Source organism: Halopenitus malekzadehii, from assembly GCF_900108505.1.
GTDB lineage: Archaea > Halobacteriota > Halobacteria > Halobacteriales > Haloferacaceae > Halopenitus > Halopenitus malekzadehii.
On sequence record NZ_FNWU01000001.1, the window covers coordinates 893,789 to 911,881 of the forward strand.

Below are 18,093 nucleotides of genomic sequence, written 5' to 3' on the forward strand. Positions count from 1 at the left end.
AGCGTGCCCGCTACGGGACCCCTTCTCGCGCGCCGATCTCGCGATAGATCCAGATCGCGGCCACGTGGGCGCCAAGGAACAGCAGGAACCCGACGACGAGCCCGGCGAGCTGGACGTCCCCGAGCCCGCCCGGGACGAACACAGACAGGGCCGCGAGCGCGACGCCGAACACGAGCGCGCTGAACGCGCCTGCCAGGAGATACACACCCAGGTCCGAGGTCAGGAAACGCTTCACGACGAGTGAATCGGGGCGGCGCCACCAAAACGACGACGGTTTCCATCGCCGTTCGACGGGGAGCCGGGCCGACGGATCGAGGGGACGGTCTCAGAGAAGACCGCCGTCGTCGGTCGTCTCGGTGGGTGTGTCCGTCTCGGTCGGCGTGTTGGTTGCGGTCTCAGTCTCGGTCGGCGTATCCGTTTCCGTGGTCGTCTCTGTCCCCGACCCGAGAAGGCCGTCGTCGGACTCGGTTTCCGTTTCGGCCGGCGTGTCGGGTCCACCCGGCGTGTCAGTCGTCGTCTCGGTCTCGGTTCCGTTGTCGTCGGTCTCCGTCGATCCGCCGTCGCTGCTCGCGCCGTCGGACCCGCCGTCGCCTCCCGAGCCACCCTCACCGTCGGATCCACCCTCACCGAAGATGTCCGTCTCGATCGTTCGGGTCATCGTGTCGAGCGGGACCTCCACGGTCTCTCCGCCGCCCTCAGAGAGGTCGATCCGGAGGAAGAAGTCGGCAGTGAGCGTCGTCACCTGGTCGTTTTGCAGGTGGCTCACCCACCACTCGTCGAGGTGCTCGTTGTCGAGACGGAACGTGGCGTTGATCGTCTCCTCGCTCCGTGGCGGGATGACCGTCGACGTCTCGGTGTTGCCGGATCCCATCTCGATCCCGTTCATCCCGATGTCGTAGCCGATCGAGGAGACGGCGATCGGGACCGATCGGGGGTTGTACACGTCGAAGGCCATCCGGATCTCCGTCTCCGACTCGGAGATCGATCCCCACTCGCCGCGGGTTTCGCGGATCACAACCACCGGGTCGGGGACGACCGGACTGGACGCGTTCACCGGCTTGTCCTCGGTCGAATTGAACGCCTCGATGAGCGAGGTGTCGATCCCGCGCTCGACGTTCGGGGCCTCGAACGACCGTCCCAGAAGCGAGGAGTGAACGTCGGCGTGGACCGTCAACGTCGTCTGCTCGCCGTTTCGCAGGTGACTTACCCACCAGTCGGGGATCCGGGAGTTGTTCATCGCGGTCGTCGTCGCGATCGTGTCGTTCCCGCGATCGAGGGCGACACCCTCCTTGGTCCCGTTCGCCATCGGGATGTCGTTCAGCCGTATCTCGTAGTCGGCGGTAACCCCGCCAGCGGTCACGCCGATCGGGTTCGGGTTGCGGACGTGAATGTCCGTGGTGATCTCCGTGGTGTTCTCGGTGACGGTGCCGAACCCGTTGTCCACACCCGTCACGCTCGGCGCGCCGATCACGCCGGCAGCGAGGCCACCGCCGACCACGACGCCGAGCCCGACGACGGCGACGAGCGCGAGCTTGATCCCCCCGATCGATCGGATTCGATCCAAACCCATAGCTACTCCACCGTGGCGGCTTGAACGTCTTAAAAGGCGCCGGTCGTGGGTGTCACCGGTCGTAGCCAGGCGTCACTCGGCGTGGTGGTGCTGTGGCGTGCTCGTGGCGATCTCCGACCGGAGCATCTCCGTCGCCGGACGATCCGAAATCATAAGTGAGCGCCGCGGAAGGTTCGAGTATGAGCGAAGGAGCCACCGGATCGGACGTGGGATTGGGAGTCGGGCTGGCCGCCGCCGCGATCGTCGCCATCGGCGCGGTCGTGATGTTCGCGGGCCCCTCACAGATCGTCACCGCGGGCGGTTTCGGCGTGGCAATGATCGCGGCCATCCTGTCGGTCTCGGCGTTCCATCTCTTCGAATGACATCCTCCCCGCGGTGAACAGTAGCTGCCGAATCAGGTAGCCCGACGAGAAACCGTTTTACGTCGCCGCGGCCTACGATCGACGATGACCGAATATACGGAGGAAGAACGCCGGATCCTCGCGTACCTCCACGATAGCGCGTCTCGGGGTGAACAGTACGTTCGCTCGAAGACGATCGCCGACGCTATCGGACTCACCGCCAAGCAGGTCGGCAGCCGGCTCCCGAACCTGGCGGAGAAATCCGACGAGGTCGACATCGAAAAGTGGGGCCGCGCCCGATCGACCACCTGGCGCGTGTCGCGCTCGACGGCCTGACCGGCGGGACGTGTTCGACGGTCCGGATCCACCCCTTTTTATTCGCTGCCACACGTAGCCGGTGGTATGACGGTCCGTGTCTCGCGGACGTTCACGTTCGAGGCCGATCCCGAGGACGTCTGGTCGTTCATCGCCGATCCGGGAAAACGGGCCAGCGTCATCAGCGTCGTCGAGTCCTACGACGTTCACGACGACCGGCACGCGACGTGGCACCTCCGCCTGCCGATCCCGGTGATCCGGTCGACTATCGACGTCGAGACGACCGAAACCGACCGCGACCCGCCAAACCGGGTGCGGTTCGTTGGCCGGTCGCGGGCGTTCCGCGTCACGGGCGAACACACGATCGTCGAGGAGGACGGGACGAGTCGACTCGAGAACGAGTTCGTCGTCGAGGGACGTCTCCCCGGCGTTGAGCGGTTCTTCGAGCGCAACTTCGAGTCGGAGATCGAGAACCTCGAGCGCGCCCTCACGGAGGACGTCGCGACGGAGACGACCGACTGATGACCGACACAGCCACGACCGACACATCGACCACTCGACTCGCGTGCGTCCAGCTCGAGATCGACGGCGGCACTGTCGAGGCGAACCTCACACGCGCCCTCGAGGCGATCGACGAGGCGGCCGCCGATGGCGCCGACCTGATCGCCCTCCCCGAACTGTTCGACGTGGGATATTTCGCCTTCGAGACCTACGAGCGTGCGGCGGTGAGCCTCGCGTCCGAGCGCCTCGAGCGGTTCGCCGATCGGGCCCGCCAGCACGGGGTTGCCATCCTGGCCGGCACGGTCATTGAGGACCTCGCCGCGTCGGCGGCCGACGGGCTCGACGTCCCCGCCGAATCGGGGCTCGCGAACACGGCGGTCCTGTTCGACGCGACCGGAACGCGGCGGCTCGTCTACCGCAAACACCACCTGTTCGGCTACGGCTCCGCCGAGTCGGAACGCCTCGAACCCGGCGAACGCGTCGACGTCGCCGACGTGGCCGGGTTCACCGTCGGCGTGACCACGTGTTATGACCTCCGGTTCCCGGAACTCTATCGCCGGCTCCTGGATGCGGGCGCGGACCTCGTCCTCGTGCCGAGCGCGTGGCCCTACCCCCGCGTTGAACACTGGCAGACGCTCCCGCGGAGTCGCGCGATCGAGAACCTCTCGTACGTCGCGGCGATCAACGGGAGCGGAACCTTCGAGAGCGGCGACACGCTGGTCGGGCGAACCACGGTGTACGATCCCTGGGGAACCCCGATCGCCACCTGTGACGACGCCCCCGAGACCGTGACGGCCGATCTCGATCCCGACCGCGTCGCCGCCGTCCGCGAGGAGTTCCCCGCGCTCGGCGACCGTCGGATCGAGTGAACGTGGGTGCCGGCAGACGGATCGATCGGATCCGAACCGGCGGTGATCGGGGACGGACCGCTCCCGAGTTCCATACATTTATTCGGGATGACGACGTACCGATGGCTGCCGAGGTTTCGACGCTTTTCTCGTCGGAACGTCGGTACTATCCGCTCCCGTCCCGACCACCCGGGTGATGTGAGGACGGACCGTGGTCCGGGATCCGCCACGGCCCGCTCCCCGGCCGCGCACATCACCCATCCACCGCCTCCCGCCATCCTTCCGCCGTCGTTCGTCGCCGTTTGGAGACGTCCACGGCCACGGATGTGTCAGTCCATCAAACTATATGTGGAATGAGACACAATGCCACATATATGGTGGTGGACGAGCGGGACCCGGCCGCGCTTACTGACGCCGCCGCCGGCGAGATGGAGCCGGCACACCTGTCGGAACTCGACGGCTGGCGGGGGACATGTCTCCACGATCGGCCGTTAATGGCGTATCTCCAGCCGGACGAACGGCCCGAGTACCTCCTCCGGAGCATCGGGACGGGGATCGAGATCCGCCGCCGGGACGGGACCGAGGAACGTCCCGATGACGTGGACGACGGCGGTAGCACCCGCCGGCAGTTCCTCCTGATCACCGACCGGGGGATCCACTACGTGGCCGGCCACGAGGACGGCGACAGCGTCCGGGAGTTCGACTACGACGACGTCGTCGGCGTCGACTGGGAGGAGTCGCTGACGACGGCGACCCTGTCGATCACCGACGGGACTGGAACGACGTATCGGTTCCGAACGAACCCGGACGCGTCCGCGGTGCCCGCGGCGGCGGACTACGTCCGGGAGCGTGCGCCGGCCGTCGATCCGGCGGGCTCGCGGGCTCCCGATCGCACGTGGTCGCCGCTCGTCGCCGCGGGACTGTCCGCGCTCTTCCCGCCGCTGGGGTACGTCTACACGCGCGAGCTCTGGGTCGCCGTCGCGGCCCTGATCAGGATCGTCATCGCGTATGTGGTGCTGGCGGTCGTGTACGTCATCGGCGTCCTGATCTCGGGCGTGATCCTCCCGGGGATCGGTCCCCTGCTGTACACGCTCGCGCTCGTGGCAACGCTCGTGTACGTCCACGTTGGATACGCGAGGGAGACCTACGCCGATACGGTCGCGCTGAACGAGGGCCGGCGCGAACACGGCGTCGTCGACGACGCGTTGGGCGGCCTCGAGGAGGCGGACGGATAGCCGTCGAACCGGTTGACCGACGGCGGATCGTCGCGGTCGTCCGCTAGTCGTCCTTCGTCTTGATGTCGGCCGAGAGGCCTTGGGCCATCTGGATGTCCTTCGAGTTGTTGAGCGTCCAGGCGACGCGGTCGGTGACCGCCTCGATCGCCTCACGGGCGCTCGGGTAGCCGTTGCCGGACTTCTTGACGCCGCCGAACGGGAGCTGGACCTCCGCACCGATACACGGGAGGTTGCCGTACGCGAGCCCGACGTCGGCACGGTCTCGGTAGTAGTTGATCTGGCGGTAGTCCTCGGAGACGATGGCGCCGGCGAGCCCGTAGTCGGTGTCGTTCTGGATCTCGACGGCGCGCTCGACGTCGCCGTCATACTCGAGGAGCGCGACGTGTGGACCGAAGACCTCCTCGTGGGTACACCGGAGGTCGTCGTCGGGGTCCGCCTCGTAGACGAACGGGCCGACCCAGTGGCCGTCCTCGTGGCCGTCGGGGATCTCCGCGTCGTCGAGCTCCGTCCGGTCGACGAGGACGTTCACGCCCTCCTCTCTGGCCAGCTCGTTGTACTTCGTCACCTTCTCGACGTGTTCCGCCTCGATGAGCGGCCCCATAAACGTGTTCTCGTCGAGGGGGTCGTCGACGGCGACCGCCTCGGCCACTTCGACGAATCGCTCCCTGAACTCCTCGTAGACGTCCGTGTGGACGATCAGTCGTTCTGAGGAGACGCAGCGCTGGCCGGTCGTCTTGAAGGAGGACATCACCGCGGAGTGGACGGCGACGTCGAGGTCGGCCTCCTCGGTGATCACGATGGCGTTCTTGCCGCCCATCTCACACGCGACGCGCTTGCCGGGAACGCCGCCCAGCTTGTCCTGGATCATATGGCCGACCTCGGCCGATCCGGTGAAGAGGACCGTCTCGACGTCGTCGTTCTCGACGATCGCGTTGCCGGCGTCGCCGAAGCCCTGCACTATGTTGAACACGCCGTCGGGGATGCCGGCGTCGTCGAACATTTCGGCGATGATCTGTGCACACCACGGCGTCTGCTCGGCCGGCTTGAACACGACCGTGTTCCCCTCGACCAGCGCGATCGCCATGTGCCAGTAGGGGATCGCGACCGGGAAGTTCCACGGCGTGATACAGCCGGTGACGCCGCGGGGTTTGCGGCGCATATACGCGTCCTTTGCGGGGATCTCCGAGGGAACGACGTCGCCTTTCGGATGGCGCGCGTCGCCCGCCGCCCACTCGACCATATGGGCGGCCTCGACCACGTCGGCTTTCCCCTCGCTGATCTCCTTGCCGCACTCCTTGGTGACGATCTCGCCGAGTTCGTCGGTGCGTTCACGCAGCTCGTGGTAGACGTCCCAGAGGTATTCCGCGCGGTCGATCCGCGAGAGCTCGCGCCACTCCTCGAACGCCTCGTCGGCCGCGTCGACCGCCCGGTCGGCGTCGGCGGGCGTCGCCCGCTCGAACTCGCCGAGCGTCTCACCCGTCGCCGGATTCTCGCTCGTGAACGTTTCCTCGGCGTCGCCGGACACCCATTCGCCGTCGATGTAGTGCTGGTACGGTTCCGCCATAGGGGCCATTACGGGCGCGACGGTTCAAAGGTTACCCCCGACTATGGTCGAGGCGGGAGTGAGAAGCCGGATGACCCGGGAGCTGCGTGGACCACGGACCGCGGACGATACCTACTCCTGACACGCGGCGAGCCACTCGTCGGCCCAGCCCTCGATCGCGTCGAAGACGGGACACAGCGACTCCCCCTTCGGCGTCAGGCTGTAGTAGGTCGCGACCGGCGACTCCTCCTCGAGCCGGCGCTCGACGAAGCCGGTCTCCTGGAGGTCGTCGAGCACCCGTGAGAGGGTTCGGGCGTTCGCATCCGTCGATCGTTTCAACTCGTTGAACCGTACCTCGCCGTTCTGGAGCTCGTGCAGAACCACGAGCCGCCAGCGCGAGCCGATCTGCTCGATCGAGTCGACGACCGGGCACGCGCCCGGGTTCGCCGCGGCGGCATCGGTACCGCCGCCCCTATCGGTTGTGGCGTCAGTGGCCTCCGCGGCGTCGGTTGTGGCGTCAGTGGCCTCCGCGGCGTCGGTTGCGGCATCGGTCGTCGCGTCGGTTCCGGCGTCGTCGGTCTCGAGAAGTTCCGGGGATGACATCGGTGTTACCTGATAACCATTTTGTCCGGGAACGGATATAAGGGTTCGGTTCGTACAGCAGGTTACACGATGTTACCAGAAATCGCGACGCTACCGGTACAGTCCGCCGCACCGTTCGACGCCCCGTTCGCGGGTGAACTGTTCCTGATCGCCCGCCTCGTCTTCGGCGGCGTGTTGGCGTTCACGGGGATCAACCACTTCCTCGACGTCGAGGGGATGGCCGGCTACGCCGAGGTGAAGGGCGTTCCGCTGCCGACGTTCTCCGTGATCGCCTCCGGCGTGCTGCTCGTATTCGGCGGTCTCGGGATCGCCGCCGGCGCCCTGCCCGCACTCGCCGCGGGCGCGCTCGCCGTCTTCCTACTCGTGGCGACGCCGATGATGCACGACTTCTGGGCGGTCCCGGAGGACCAGCAGGAGTCCGAAATGACGAGCTTCCTCAAGAACGCCGGCCTGTTCGCGGCCGCGCTCGGCTTCCTCGCGCTGGCCTCGATCGAGTGGCCCTACGCGATCGGCGTCGGCCTCTTCTAGTCCCGGCCGGACCGCACTCGGACCGCACCCGGACCGCACTCGGACCGCACCACGATCACTTATTACCGTTCCCCGACCACCACCATCCAATGACCGACACACCGCCGACCACCGGCCTCCATCACGTGACGAACATCTGTACGGACATTGACGAAACCGTCGCGTTCTACGAGGACGTCCTCGGGTGGCATACCGTCAAACGGACCCAGAACTACGACGATCCCGGGACCAAACACTACTACTTCTCCCCGACGCCAGCCGGGGAGCCCGGCGCGGTCGTCACCTACTTCGAGTATCCGAACTCGCGTGGCGCGCCCGGCCCGGGCGCGAGCCACCACTTCGCGTTCGGCGTCGACGACGAGGCGACCCTCCGGGAGTGGCAGGAACACCTCCGCGATCAGGGGGTTCGCGTCTCGGCGGTCAAGGACCGAACGTACTTCAAGAGCATCTACTTCAGCGACCCCGACGGGCTCGTCTTCGAGTTCGCGACCGCGGAACCGGGCTTCACGGTCGACGAGGACACCCCCGGCGAGACCGAGATCGATCCGTTCGAGGAAGGGTACGAGGACTGATGGCGGACGGCGACGCATCCGGCAGGATCGACGCCGACACGGACGGTACGGACGAAACCGACGGCACGGATGGGACGGATGACGCCGAAACGGACGCCGACACGACTCGTCGCGTCCGCGGCGGGGACCCCGACGCGTTCGGCTCGCCGTACCGGCTCCTCTCCGGATCGGTCGGTCCGCGGCCGATCGCGTGGGTCTCCTCGCGCGGGTCGGCCGGCGAGAACCTCGCGCCGTACAGCTTCTTCACGGTTGCGGCGGTCGATCCGCCGGTGCTGCTGTTCGCGCCGGTCGCCACCCGGGCGGCGCCGAAGGACTCGCTCGCGAACGCGCTCGAGACCGAGGCGTTCGCGATCAACGTCGTCACCCACGATCTCGTGACGGCGATGAACGAGACCGCCGCGACGCTCCCCCGCGGGGAGAGCGAGTTCGACCGCGCCGGCGTCACCCCCGTCGAGTGCGACCGGATCGACGCGCCGCGGGTCGCGGAGGTGGCCGTGAGCTTCGAGTGCACGCTGTACGACACCGTCGACGTCGGCGGCTCCACGCTCGTCCTCGGCGAGGTCGTCTACGCCCACGTCGACGAGGCGGTCACGACCGACGGGAAACTCGACGTCCGAAAGCTCGACGTCGTCGGCCGGCTCGCCGGAAACTGGTACGCCGAGACCGGCGACCGGTTCGAGATCGAGCGACCACCGTGATCGAGCGACCACCGTGATCGAGCGACCACCGTGATCGAGCGACCGTCCTGACCGACGCGGCGGTCGCCGCGAGGGACCTACCTCATCCGCCGAACGCGCCGAGACTCGCCTGCAGGTCGCGTTCGGACCGCCGATCAACGACCTCGTGACCGACCAGGTCCCGAAGATCGACCGCATAGGTCGATCCGGCACGCTCGAGGACGAGCAGCCGCCCCTTCGTCCCGACGACGCGGCCGGTGAGCATCGTTTCCGCCATCGGCCGGTCCGTGAGGTCGAGCCCGTACTCGAAGGTGAACCGGTCGAGCACGTCGAACCGGTCGAGCAGGCGCTCCCAGGCGGCCGCATCGACGGTCGCCGCCAGGCCGGCACGCTTGGTCTCCACCCGAACGCGGTCGACGAGGCCGTCGACGTCGGCGGCCAGCCCGGCCTCGATCTCCCTGGCTATCCGGCCGTTCTCGACCGTCCGAACGTGGGCAGCCCGGTCGGCGCCCTGCTCCCGGAGGCGGGTCTCGAGGCGCCACAGGCGGGTCACACCGACCTTGAACCGGGACGGGGCGAAGGCGGCGAGGTAGATCGCGTGCGGGTCGTGACAGTCCATCTCGTCCTTCAAACACGTGCCGGTACAACGTGCACAGACCCAGACGTCGCGGTGGGCCGCACAGTACGGCGCCGCCGACTCCGAACAGGCGATGTGGGCGCCGTCGTGTATCGTTCCAGCACAGTGCCGCTCATCGAGGTCGTAGGTCAGTGTGCGGCCCGGGGACAGGTCGATCCGTTCGATCCCGCCGTCACGGTCGGCCACGAGCAGTTCCGCCGGTTCCGGATCGCCGTCCGTTCCGACGCCCGTCTCGTAGCCGACGATCTGCATACGCCGAAATAGGCGAAAGAGTGCTTAGAAGGGTTCGGTTCGTGGAGTGGTGGGACCGGTTCCCGACCACCACGAGCCGGTCACTTGGCGTGCTCCGGTGCGATCTCCGCGATCAGCTGGCGGGTCGCCCGGCGGACCGCCTCGTGGCTCGACCGGTCGGGCTCCCAGCCGAGCGCCGAGAGCTTCTCGATGGAGAGGCGCATCTTCGGGACGTCGCCGGTCCAGCCACGGTCGCCGCCGGTGTACTCGTAGTCGGGACCCAGCCCGAGTTCCTCGCTCACGATGTCGGCGATCTCGGTCACCGAGGTCGTCGTCCGCGTGCCGAGGTTGTAGGTGGCGAAGTCCCCGTCGGCGTGCTCGAGCACGTGCCGGATCGCGTCGACGCAGTCGGTCACGTGAAGGTAGGACTTCTCCTGGCGGCCGTCGCCGAGGATGGTCAGGGTTTCGGGGTCCGCCTGCAGCTTCTGGATGAAGTCCGGGATCACGTTGCCGCGCTGATGGGGCCCGACGATGTTGGCGAACCGCACGTTCCGGACGGTCAGCCCGTAGGAGTGAGCGTACGTCGACAGCAGGGCCTCGTCGGCAAGCTTCGCGGACCCGTAGATCGAGATCGGCTCAAGCGGCGCGTAGTCCTCCGGCGTCGGGCGGGGCGCCTCGCCGTAGACCGTCGAGGAGGAGGTAAACACGAGCGTCTCGACGCCCGCCTCGATCATCCGCTCGGCGACGTTGTAGGTCATTTCGGTGTTCTCCTCGAAGAGCTCACGGTCGTCGTCGTAGTTGGTGTCAGTGTAGGCCGCAAAGTGAAAGACGGCGTCCAGATCCGGCGTCAACGCCTCGGCGACGTCGTCGGGGTCGGTGAGGTCCCCCCGAACGAACTCGGCACCGTCGGGGACGCGGTCGCGGTCGCCCTTCGAGAGGTCGTCGATCACCCGGACGAGCTCGGCGTCGTCGACGAGGTCGCTCGCGAGATGGCTCCCCACGAGCCCCGCGCCGCCCGTGATCAGCACGCGTGCGCCTGTAAGGTTCATACGCCTCGTCGGCGGGCGCGCCGCAAGTGCGTTGCGTTCCGCCCCGGCCGCGGGGATGAACCGCGGCGTTCGCGTCGGCCACGATCGAATGGCGAAAGCCACTACCCGCAGCCCGTCGAAACGTGGCCATGCAGGACGCACACGAGGTCGTCGTCCTCCGGTACGGTCACCGACCGGGACGCGACGACCGGATGACGACCCACGTCGGGCTCACCGCCCGGGCGCTGGGTGCCGACCGGGTGATCTTCCCGGACAACGCCGGCCAGTCGGCCGAGACGGTCCGGGACATCACCGATCGGTTCGGGGGCCCGTTCGGCGTCGAACTCCGCGAGGACCAGCGGTCGGTCGTCCGGAGCTGGGACGGACCGATCGCCCACCTGACGATGTACGGCGAACCGGTCCAGTCCGTCGAGGAGGACGTCCGGGGGGCCCACGCCGACGGCCCGCTGCTCGTGGTCGTCGGCGGCGAGAAGGTGCCCTGGGAGCTGTACGAACACGCCACCTTCAACGTCGGCGTGACGAACCAGCCCCACTCCGAGGTCGCCGGGCTGGCGGTCTTCCTCGACCGACTGTTCGCGGGCGCCGAGCTCGACCGCGAGTGGGCTGACGCCAAGCAGGTCGTCGTGCCGCAGGCCGAGGGAAAGCAGGTCGTCGATCCGACGGATGCTCCCGGGGCGGGGACTGTCAAAGACCCTCAAACGGACGAGTGAGAACACCCGATCCAACGACTACCGCGACCGCTTCGAGCGAAGGCGTGCGATCCGGAGACGGATCTCCTGCCGGCTCGTCCCGCGGACGCGGCGCGTGACGAGATCGCCCATCGGGACGACCGAGAGTCGGTCGAGCGAGGGCGGCCAGTCCCGGTTGCCGCTGGCGTCGCGGGCGTCCTGGAGCGCGTCCGCGATCGACGCCGCGTCGATCGATCCGGTTCCGTGGATCCCCGAGGCACCGACCCGGGCCGTGGCGGCGTCGGTGCCGGAGCGCCCCCGACCGATCAGGAGCCGGTCGCCGAGCGCGAAGGGCACCCACAGCGGAGCGATCGCCACGAGCAGGAGCCCGCCGGCGAGCGCGTACGCGACCCAGGGAACCGACCGGTCGCTGCGGTCGCCGGCCCCCAGCATTCGTGGCCGCTCGGACTCAGCGCTCCGGTCGACGCCGCCCGAGACGTCACGCCGCGAGAGGAGCTCAGCCCCCAGCAGCGTCAGCACCTCGACGACCAGCGCGGGCGCCAACAGCGCGGTCACGAGCCGCGCACGGCGGGAGCTCCCGCGGAGCAGCGCGTGCGTGACCAATGCGTCGAAATCGGGGTCATCGAGCTCGGCCAGTCGCGTTGGAACGACGAGCGTCGTCCCGGTGTGGGTCGCGACGACGCCGACGTTCATCGCGCGCCGGTCCACGACGCGGACGTTCGGCCGGTCGATCCGGGCGGCGTCGGCCACGTCCGCGACGCGTTCGACCAGCGCGTCGACCGTGGGATCCCCGGTGGAGGTGGAATCGCTGGCGGATGCGGAGCTGCCGGATGACGGCGCGTCGCCACGGGATGCCGACCGCGCGTCGATCGCACGATCGACGATGATCGGGCCGAGCGCGTAGGATCCACCCAGACCCACGGCCGCCGCGATCGCGACGGCCAGGCCCCGTCCGATCGGACCGTCCGTCACGATCGTCGCGACGAGGACTGCCGGGCCACCGAGGAGGGCGACCGGCACGAGCGCGAGCAGCGCCGCACCCAACAGTTCGGCTCGCGAGGGCGACTCCGTGGCGATCGCGGCCGCCCCGGATCGATCCCCTCCGGATCGATCCTCTCCGGCCCGATCCGCTCGGGACTGATCGACCCCGGACCGACCGCCGGCCGCATCGACGTCGGACATATCCACCGGGTCGAGCCGTCGCCACAAGAGTCTGCCGACGTCGCTTGGGGGTAGCGTGGGACGCTTCCGCCCGCGCCGGCAGCCCCGCTCGATCGCTTCGATCCTTTTAAACGACTGCCGGGCGGAATACACCGCAATGGCTTTTGAGGATCTGTTGAACGACCCCGTCATCCAGAAGTACCTCCACGAGCTGGTGGGACCGACGGGAATGCCGGTGGCGGCTGCACCCCCCGAAGGGGAGGTGACGGACGAGGAGTTGGCCGAGGAGTTGGGCCTGGAACTCAACGACGTCCGTCGCGCGCTGTTCATCCTGTACGAGAACGACCTGGCGACCTACCGTCGCGTGCGCGATGAGGACTCCGGGTGGCTCACGTACCTGTGGACCTTCCATTACGACAACATCCCGGAGAACCTCAAAGAGGAGATGGAACGCCTCCTCGAGGCGCTCGAGAACCGCGAGGAGTACGAACGCACCCACGAGTTCTACCTCTGTGACGTGTGTTCGATCCGCTTCGAGTTCGGCGAGGCGATGGACTTTGGCTTCGAGTGTCCCGAGTGCGGATCGCCGATCGAGGCGATGGAGAACGACCGGCTCGTCGAGGCGATGGAGTGGCGGCTCGACCAGCTGAAGACGGAGCTCAACGCGGACGTGGGCAACTGATGGTCGTCCTCGCAACCAAGTGCTACGTCTCCGGTGACGCCCGTGACCGTGCGCTCGACGGAATGGACGCGCTCGTCGACAACACGATCGGCGACCTTCGCGTCGAGTGGCAGGTCGGCGTCCGCGGCGACGACTTCGTCCAGGTTGACGTGACCGGCGAGGACGCCACGGTCGCCCGGAACGCGCTCGCCGAGGAGTGGGGCGAGATCGTGACCCACGACGAGGGGCTCCAACCCGGCGAGGAGTACGTCGGCACCCTCGAGTCCTGGGACGACGACGGATTCGTCCTCGACGCCGGCTCGGACGTCGACGTCCGGATCCCCGCCGACCGGATCGGCCTCGGTCGCGGGTCGCCCGCGCAGGTCGTCGAGCGGTTCGGCCTCGTCCAGCACCTCCCGATGCGATTCGTCTACGCGGACGCGGAGGACGGTTCGGATGCCGACTCGGACGCCGGTTCGAACGGCGACGGCGATCCCGGAGTGGACGGCGCGGACGACGTAACCGATGACTCCACGACGGCAACCTCCCGGATCGCTGACGCCGAACGCGACCGGCTCTACGAGTGGCAGCGCGGTTCCGGCCGCGTGACCGTCAACTCCGTGACCCGCGGGGAGGCCCGAGCGACGGTCAACCGCGCCGGCCACGCCCGAGACATCGTCACCGTTGAGCGGCTGGGTCTGCTCGAACAGAGCATCGTCTGCGGGGAGGGAACCGACCCGCCGGGGCTGCTTGCCGCGATCGGCTCGTACCTCCCGGCGGAACTCCGGTGTGTCGTCTGACCGATCGCCGTCTCCATCCACATCCGTGAATCGACGATTCATCCTGGCGCTCGCGACGGTCGCGCTGCTTGCCGCCAGCGCCGGCTGTCTCGGCTACGTGACCGGCGGCGGCGAGATCGCGAACGAGACGCTCGACGCCGAGCCGCCGGGGGAGTACCCCTGGAGCGCATCGACCGACGTCCGGATCGACGTCCGGAACGACGGGACGTATCTGGCGGTCTACAACACCACCGGACACGAGGAGGTCCGTCTGTTCGAGGAGACCGGGTACGGGACCGAGGACCCGCTCCAGCCGCGCGCGTTCCGATATCGCTACGCGAACGGGACCGTGATCAACGGCTCCCAGTTCCGGGCTCGCGGCGGCGAGATCGAACAGACCACTGACGAGGTGTGGGTCCGCTTCGACGACGGGATGACGAACGGGTCCATCGCCTACGCCGGCGACGGGTCCCCCCGCCGCTTCATCACGCGGACGTACATCACCGGATCCTACACGGTACAGCTACCGGAGGGGTTCACGACCGGGATCCGGCCGTTCGGCCACGCCTCCCCGAGCGGGTACGAGGCCACCTCCGTCGACGGCCGGGAGCGACTCGTCTGGGAGGAGGTCACGACGTCGGTGGTCGTGGTCCAGGCGTACCGGCGCGGCGACCTCCCGGTCTTCGGCGCGATCGCGGTGGTCGCGATCGTGATCGGAACCGCCGGCTATCTCTACTTCCGGCGCCAACTCACGGCGCTCCGTGACCGTCGCCGGGAGATGGGTCTCGAGGACGTCGAGTCCGATCTCGAGGACCTCGATGACGACGACGGGCCGCCGCCCGGAATGCGGTAGGATCGAACGGTGATCCCGGCGACGGGACTGTCGCCGATCGAGGGGCGTCTTCCGGTCGGTGACCACCCGCTCCGGTCGACGACCACCTGCTCCGGTTGATGACCACTCGCTCCGGTCGACGACCACCTGCTCCGGTTGATGACCACCTGCTCCGGTCGATGACCACCTGCTCCGGTCGATGACCACCTGCTCCGGTTGATGACCACCTGCTCCGGTCGACGACCCCCAGCCGACGGTGTTTTTGAGGAACGGGTCCTATCCGGTCGTATGCGAGTCGGGATCGTCACCATCGGCGACGAGCTGTTGTCCGGAGACACCGAGAACACGAACGCCACGTGGCTGTGTGACCGGCTCGACGACCGGGGCGTCGAGGTGCGTCGCATCACGACGATCCCGGACGACGTCGCCGAGATCGCACGAACGGTCAACGAATACTACGCCGAGTACGACGCGGTGATCGTCACCGGCGGGCTCGGGCCGACCCACGACGACGTCACGATGGAGGGCGTCGCGGCCGCGTTCGGCCGGGACCTGATCGACCACCCGGATGCGGTCGCGTGGTTCGAAAAGCGGGACGGCTACAGTGCCTCGGACCTCACGGACGGGACAACCCACCTGCCGCAGGGAGCACGGCTCCTCGAGAACCATTCCGGAGTCGCCCCTGGTGCGGTCGTCGAGACCGTCTACGTGTTCCCCGGCGTTCCGTCGGAGATGCACGCGATGTTCGACCGGGTCGCCGAGGAGTTCACCGGATCGACCCGATACGCCGCCACGGTCGAGGCCGACGAGCCCGAAAGCGCCCTCATCGACCGACTCGGCGAGCTCCGCGATCGGTTCGACGTCACGGTCGGATCCTACCCCGGCGAGACGGTTCGGATCAAGATCACCGCCGACGCCGACTCGACCGCCGAGGAGGCGGCCACCTGGCTCCGCGATCGGGTTCAGTCGCCGGAGTGACTCACGGGTCACTCCCCACGACGTCGGTCACGAGACCCGCGGCAAACCGCGCGGCATCCGCCGCGTCGGCACCCAGCACGTACGTGATCGGTTCGATGCCGAACGCGCCACGATGGAACACCACCCGTGGGACCGCCCCTCGATCGGCGAATCGGTCACGGAGTCGCCGTCCGCGGTCGTCGTACTCGGCGTCGAACGCCAGCGGGTCGACGCCACGGTCCCGGGCCGCTGCGAGGAGCGCCTCGTCGGTCGTGAGGTTGACCGCGCCGCGAACGCCGGGGTCGACGTCGGCGGCCGCGAGGACGATCGTCGCGACGTGGTTCGAGGCTCCGAACTCGGGGTTGGCCGGCACCTCGACGCGATCGTCGACGGTATAGATACGCCCCGGGATCGCCGCCACGTCGGTCGGCTCCGCGGCGTCCGGCAGGGCCGTTCCGACGTTTGACCCGACGTTCGGAACGAACTGTGCCACGCCGATGGTCGTCGAGAGGACGCGAGCGGCCTTCCGGACGCTCGCCAAAGCCGCCTGCTCCGTGCTGACCGCCTCGTCTCGCCCCCGGATACAGAGATCACAGCTCAACCCCTGTAACGCCGGCATCTCCGTTTCGTGGATCTCACAGACCGGCCCGCGATCCTCGAGCGTCTGAACCAGATCGAGCACGGCGGCGAGCGCATCGTATCCGTTCATCTCCCCCGTCGCGAGCCCCTCGGCCACCCGTTCGACGGTCGACCTCGTCCGGGGATGAGCGGCGATCGACTCCGTCGTCGATGCGTCTCCGCTCAGGTACGTCGAGACCGCCGCCTGCGTGACGCCCAGTTCGTCGGCGATCTCCCGCTGTGTGAGCCCGTAGTCGGCGAGTTCGGTCGCGAGTTCGACGCGGAGCGTCGGGAGGACGTGGTCGACGACGATCTCGCCGGGGAGTCGGAGCGACATCCGTTCACTCCGCCCGATTCGCGAGCGTGTGCACGCGCGAGACCGCGGTCTCGGCGTCCGGGGCCAGGACTCGGGTGATGGCCTCTTTGCCGACGTCGCCGCGGTCGTACACGACGGCGGGCGTCCCCGAGACGCGATCGAACGCCCGGCGGGCCACCCACCCCATCGTCGAGCCCTCCTCGTCCGGGGCCGGCTCCTCGCGGCGGTCGACCTCGACGACCGGCGCGTCGATCGCGGTGAAGGCGGCCTCGATGCCCTCGTCGAACCGACAGTTGACCGCGAACCGGAGCGTGGGGTCGTGTTCGCGCGCCGTGAGCAGGAGGCGGGCGACGTGGCTCGAGGCGCCGAATCGAACCCCGCGGTTCGGCGCGATCCCCGACGGCGTGCGACTGATCCGTCCCTCGACGGCGGCCGTCTCTCCGGGCGTCTCGGCGTACGGCGTCGCGCCGACGACGTTCATCCCGACTTCGGGGACGACTCGCCCGACGTCCGCCGAGACGAACTCGTGTACGACCTCCTCGACGGCCTCGCGGGTAGGGGTACGTGCTGCACGCTCTCGGAGGGCGGCGAGGTGGTGGACCGTGCCCGGACCCCCGCCGACGTCGTGGTGGTAGCGTACCGCCCGTTCGAGCAGGTCCGTCCCGGCCGAGACGGCCTCCGTGAGCGGATCGCCGCGAGCGAGTTGCGTCGCGATCGCGCTCGCGAGCGTGCACCCCGAGCCGTGGGTGGCGTCCGTGTCGACGCGGGGGTGAGTGAACGTCTCCGTCCCATCGGGCGTCACAAGGACGTCACGGACCACGTCCCCCGGAACGTGTCCCCCCGTGACGAGCACGGCGTCCACGCCGGTGTCGAGGAGCGCCTGCCCGGCGGTGACCGCCCGTTCGACGTCGGTCACCTCGACGCCGGTCAGCACTTCCGCCTCGGCGGCGTTGGGCGTCGCGAGCGTCGCCGCCGCGAGCAGGTCCTCGTAGGCGGTTTCGGCCCCGGGATCGAGGAGTCGATCGCCGCTCGCGGCGACCAGTACCGGGTCGACGACTGCGGGGACGTCGAGGTCCGCAGCGTGCTCGGCGACGCGATCGACGATCGGTTCGGTCGCGAGCATTCCGGTCTTGAGGACGTCGACATCGATGTCCTCACACACGGCATCGATCTGTGCGGTGACCTCCGTGACGGGCACCACGTGCGTCGACTCCACGCCTCGGGTGTGCTGGGCGGTGATCGCGGTCACGGCGCTCGTCCCGAAGCCGCCACAGGCTTCGATGGTCTTGAGGTCGGCCTGGACGCCGGCGCCGCCGCCCGAATCGCTTCCCGCCACGGTCAGGACGACCGGCCGCGTCTCTGGTGCTGGATCTCGCATTGTATAACCCGGTTATATTATCCAATCATAACTCTTTTCCGGTTCTCCGTTG

At 68.3% G+C, this 18,093-nt stretch carries 22 protein-coding genes; 13 read left to right on the top strand and 9 right to left on the bottom strand.

Translation table 11 applies throughout. The features are described from left to right. Positions 1–10 precede the first annotated feature (10 nt). Entirely contained in the window at positions 11–205 is a 195-nt protein-coding gene (locus BLW38_RS04410) for a hypothetical protein (RefSeq protein ID WP_321166950.1), read from the bottom strand. A gap of 120 nt (positions 206–325) precedes the next feature. Further along, positions 326–1,570 carry an LEA type 2 family protein gene (locus tag BLW38_RS04415; protein ID WP_092814796.1) on the bottom strand — a complete coding sequence of 415 codons (1,245 nt, stop codon included), beginning with the start codon at positions 1,568–1,570 and terminating at the stop codon, positions 326–328. A 179-nt stretch (positions 1,571–1,749) separates the two neighbouring features. On the opposite strand from BLW38_RS04415, the gene BLW38_RS04420 reads away from it, so the two are divergent. The 5 genes from BLW38_RS04420 (at position 1,750) to BLW38_RS04445 (ending at position 4,810) form a co-directional block, all read left to right on the top strand. After that, on the top strand, positions 1,750–1,932 hold the full coding sequence (locus BLW38_RS04420) for a DUF7525 family protein (protein ID WP_092814799.1): 183 nt from the start codon (positions 1,750–1,752) through the stop codon (positions 1,930–1,932). 84 nt (positions 1,933–2,016) lie between these two features. After that, the gene (locus BLW38_RS04425; protein WP_092814802.1) at positions 2,017–2,247 is read left to right on the top strand and encodes a DUF7123 family protein; all 231 of its coding nucleotides are present in this window, start codon (positions 2,017–2,019) and stop codon (positions 2,245–2,247) included. Between the two features lie 66 nt (positions 2,248–2,313). Further along, positions 2,314–2,748, top strand: a complete 435-nt coding sequence (locus BLW38_RS04430; protein ID WP_092814805.1) for a CoxG family protein — start codon at positions 2,314–2,316, stop codon at positions 2,746–2,748. Next, the gene (locus tag BLW38_RS04435) at positions 2,748–3,596 is read left to right on the top strand and encodes a carbon-nitrogen family hydrolase (RefSeq protein WP_092814808.1); all 849 of its coding nucleotides are present in this window, start codon (positions 2,748–2,750) and stop codon (positions 3,594–3,596) included. Before BLW38_RS04430 ends, BLW38_RS04435 begins: the two co-directional genes overlap by 1 nt. A 353-nt stretch (positions 3,597–3,949) precedes the next feature. Further along, entirely contained in the window at positions 3,950–4,810 is an 861-nt protein-coding gene (locus tag BLW38_RS04445) for a PH domain-containing protein (RefSeq protein ID WP_177167419.1), read from the top strand. A gap of 43 nt (positions 4,811–4,853) precedes the next feature. Here the strand turns inward: BLW38_RS04445 and BLW38_RS04450 are convergent, their stop codons facing one another. Together BLW38_RS04450 and BLW38_RS04455 are read right to left on the bottom strand one after the other, a co-directional pair. Continuing rightward, entirely contained in the window at positions 4,854–6,374 is a 1,521-nt protein-coding gene (locus BLW38_RS04450) for an aldehyde dehydrogenase family protein (protein ID WP_092814819.1), read from the bottom strand. 111 nt (positions 6,375–6,485) lie between these two features. Next, positions 6,486–6,956, bottom strand: a complete 471-nt coding sequence (locus BLW38_RS04455; protein ID WP_092814821.1) for a winged helix-turn-helix transcriptional regulator — start codon at positions 6,954–6,956, stop codon at positions 6,486–6,488. 69 nt (positions 6,957–7,025) lie between these two features. Between BLW38_RS04455 and BLW38_RS04460 the strand changes: the two genes are divergently transcribed. From BLW38_RS04460 to BLW38_RS04470, 3 genes are all read left to right on the top strand, one after another. Further along, positions 7,026–7,484, top strand: a complete 459-nt coding sequence (locus BLW38_RS04460; RefSeq protein ID WP_092814824.1) for a DoxX family protein — start codon at positions 7,026–7,028, stop codon at positions 7,482–7,484. 89 nt (positions 7,485–7,573) lie between these two features. Beyond that, on the top strand, positions 7,574–8,056 hold the full coding sequence (locus BLW38_RS04465) for a VOC family protein (protein WP_092814827.1): 483 nt from the start codon (positions 7,574–7,576) through the stop codon (positions 8,054–8,056). Next, a complete protein-coding gene (locus BLW38_RS04470) occupies positions 8,056–8,754 on the top strand; it encodes a flavin reductase family protein (protein ID WP_092814831.1) in 699 nt (232 codons plus the stop codon). Before BLW38_RS04465 ends, BLW38_RS04470 begins: the two co-directional genes overlap by 1 nt. 82 nt (positions 8,755–8,836) lie before the next feature. Here BLW38_RS04470 and BLW38_RS04475 read toward each other — a convergent pair whose 3' ends face one another. Then, positions 8,837–9,622 (bottom strand): DUF2797 domain-containing protein, encoded by a 786-nt coding sequence (locus BLW38_RS04475; protein ID WP_092814835.1) that lies wholly within the window; start codon positions 9,620–9,622, stop codon positions 8,837–8,839. A gap of 80 nt (positions 9,623–9,702) precedes the next feature. Then, positions 9,703–10,650, bottom strand: a complete 948-nt coding sequence (locus tag BLW38_RS04480; protein WP_092814839.1) for an NAD-dependent epimerase/dehydratase family protein — start codon at positions 10,648–10,650, stop codon at positions 9,703–9,705. Positions 10,651–10,778: 128 nt separating this feature from the next. Here BLW38_RS04480 and BLW38_RS04485 point away from each other — a divergent pair, with 128 nt between their 5' ends. Beyond that, on the top strand, positions 10,779–11,360 hold the full coding sequence (locus BLW38_RS04485) for a tRNA (cytidine(56)-2'-O)-methyltransferase (protein WP_092814842.1): 582 nt from the start codon (positions 10,779–10,781) through the stop codon (positions 11,358–11,360). Between the two features lie 18 nt (positions 11,361–11,378). Here BLW38_RS04485 and BLW38_RS04490 read toward each other — a convergent pair whose 3' ends face one another. Continuing rightward, positions 11,379–12,521 (bottom strand): hypothetical protein, encoded by a 1,143-nt coding sequence (locus tag BLW38_RS04490; protein ID WP_092814846.1) that lies wholly within the window; start codon positions 12,519–12,521, stop codon positions 11,379–11,381. A gap of 136 nt (positions 12,522–12,657) precedes the next feature. On the opposite strand from BLW38_RS04490, the gene BLW38_RS04495 reads away from it, so the two are divergent. From BLW38_RS04495 to BLW38_RS04510, 4 genes are all read left to right on the top strand, one after another. Next, entirely contained in the window at positions 12,658–13,182 is a 525-nt protein-coding gene (locus tag BLW38_RS04495; protein ID WP_092814849.1) for a transcription factor, read from the top strand. Continuing rightward, on the top strand, positions 13,182–13,961 hold the full coding sequence (locus BLW38_RS04500) for a DUF2110 family protein (RefSeq protein ID WP_092814852.1): 780 nt from the start codon (positions 13,182–13,184) through the stop codon (positions 13,959–13,961). The genes BLW38_RS04495 and BLW38_RS04500 overlap by 1 nt, the downstream gene beginning before the upstream one ends. A gap of 25 nt (positions 13,962–13,986) precedes the next feature. After that, complete coding sequence (locus BLW38_RS04505) at positions 13,987–14,793, top strand: DUF5803 family protein (RefSeq protein WP_245710045.1); 807 nt, start codon at positions 13,987–13,989, stop codon at positions 14,791–14,793. Between the two features lie 267 nt (positions 14,794–15,060). Further along, entirely contained in the window at positions 15,061–15,750 is a 690-nt protein-coding gene (locus tag BLW38_RS04510; RefSeq protein ID WP_092814855.1) for a competence/damage-inducible protein A, read from the top strand. Between the two features lies 1 nt (position 15,751). On the opposite strand, the gene BLW38_RS04515 is transcribed toward BLW38_RS04510, so the two are convergent. Further along, positions 15,752–16,684, bottom strand: coding sequence for a thiamine-phosphate synthase family protein (locus BLW38_RS04515; RefSeq protein ID WP_092814858.1), 933 nt, complete (start codon positions 16,682–16,684; stop codon positions 15,752–15,754). Positions 16,685–16,688: 4 nt separating this feature from the next. Further along, entirely contained in the window at positions 16,689–18,041 is a 1,353-nt protein-coding gene (gene thiD / locus BLW38_RS04520) for a bifunctional hydroxymethylpyrimidine kinase/phosphomethylpyrimidine kinase (protein WP_092814861.1), read from the bottom strand. Positions 18,042–18,093: the final 52 nt, after the last annotated feature.

Bases quoted from the DNA above. Each gene is read 5' to 3' on its own strand.
- BLW38_RS04490 (WP_092814846.1), bottom strand. From the start codon at position 12,521: ATGTCCGACGTCGATGCGGCCGGCGGTCGGTCCGGGGTCGATCAGTCC.
- BLW38_RS04445 (WP_177167419.1), top strand. From the start codon at position 3,950: ATGGTGGTGGACGAGCGGGACCCGGCCGCGCTTACTGACGCCGCCGCC.
- BLW38_RS04460 (WP_092814824.1), top strand. From the start codon at position 7,026: ATGTTACCAGAAATCGCGACGCTACCGGTACAGTCCGCCGCACCGTTC.
- BLW38_RS04420 (WP_092814799.1), top strand. From the start codon at position 1,750: ATGAGCGAAGGAGCCACCGGATCGGACGTGGGATTGGGAGTCGGGCTG.
- BLW38_RS04500 (WP_092814852.1), top strand. From the start codon at position 13,182: ATGGTCGTCCTCGCAACCAAGTGCTACGTCTCCGGTGACGCCCGTGAC.
- BLW38_RS04480 (WP_092814839.1), bottom strand. From the start codon at position 10,650: ATGAACCTTACAGGCGCACGCGTGCTGATCACGGGCGGCGCGGGGCTC.
- BLW38_RS04475 (WP_092814835.1), bottom strand. From the start codon at position 9,622: ATGCAGATCGTCGGCTACGAGACGGGCGTCGGAACGGACGGCGATCCG.
- BLW38_RS04510 (WP_092814855.1), top strand. From the start codon at position 15,061: ATGCGAGTCGGGATCGTCACCATCGGCGACGAGCTGTTGTCCGGAGAC.
- BLW38_RS04435 (WP_092814808.1), top strand. From the start codon at position 2,748: ATGACCGACACAGCCACGACCGACACATCGACCACTCGACTCGCGTGC.
- thiD (WP_092814861.1), bottom strand. From the start codon at position 18,041: ATGCGAGATCCAGCACCAGAGACGCGGCCGGTCGTCCTGACCGTGGCG.
- BLW38_RS04470 (WP_092814831.1), top strand. From the start codon at position 8,056: ATGGCGGACGGCGACGCATCCGGCAGGATCGACGCCGACACGGACGGT.
- BLW38_RS04495 (WP_092814849.1), top strand. From the start codon at position 12,658: ATGGCTTTTGAGGATCTGTTGAACGACCCCGTCATCCAGAAGTACCTC.
- BLW38_RS04430 (WP_092814805.1), top strand. From the start codon at position 2,314: ATGACGGTCCGTGTCTCGCGGACGTTCACGTTCGAGGCCGATCCCGAG.
- BLW38_RS04415 (WP_092814796.1), bottom strand. From the start codon at position 1,570: ATGGGTTTGGATCGAATCCGATCGATCGGGGGGATCAAGCTCGCGCTC.
- BLW38_RS04425 (WP_092814802.1), top strand. From the start codon at position 2,017: ATGACCGAATATACGGAGGAAGAACGCCGGATCCTCGCGTACCTCCAC.
- BLW38_RS04515 (WP_092814858.1), bottom strand. From the start codon at position 16,684: ATGTCGCTCCGACTCCCCGGCGAGATCGTCGTCGACCACGTCCTCCCG.
- BLW38_RS04455 (WP_092814821.1), bottom strand. From the start codon at position 6,956: ATGTCATCCCCGGAACTTCTCGAGACCGACGACGCCGGAACCGACGCG.
- BLW38_RS04465 (WP_092814827.1), top strand. From the start codon at position 7,574: ATGACCGACACACCGCCGACCACCGGCCTCCATCACGTGACGAACATC.
- BLW38_RS04450 (WP_092814819.1), bottom strand. From the start codon at position 6,374: ATGGCGGAACCGTACCAGCACTACATCGACGGCGAATGGGTGTCCGGC.
- BLW38_RS04485 (WP_092814842.1), top strand. From the start codon at position 10,779: ATGCAGGACGCACACGAGGTCGTCGTCCTCCGGTACGGTCACCGACCG.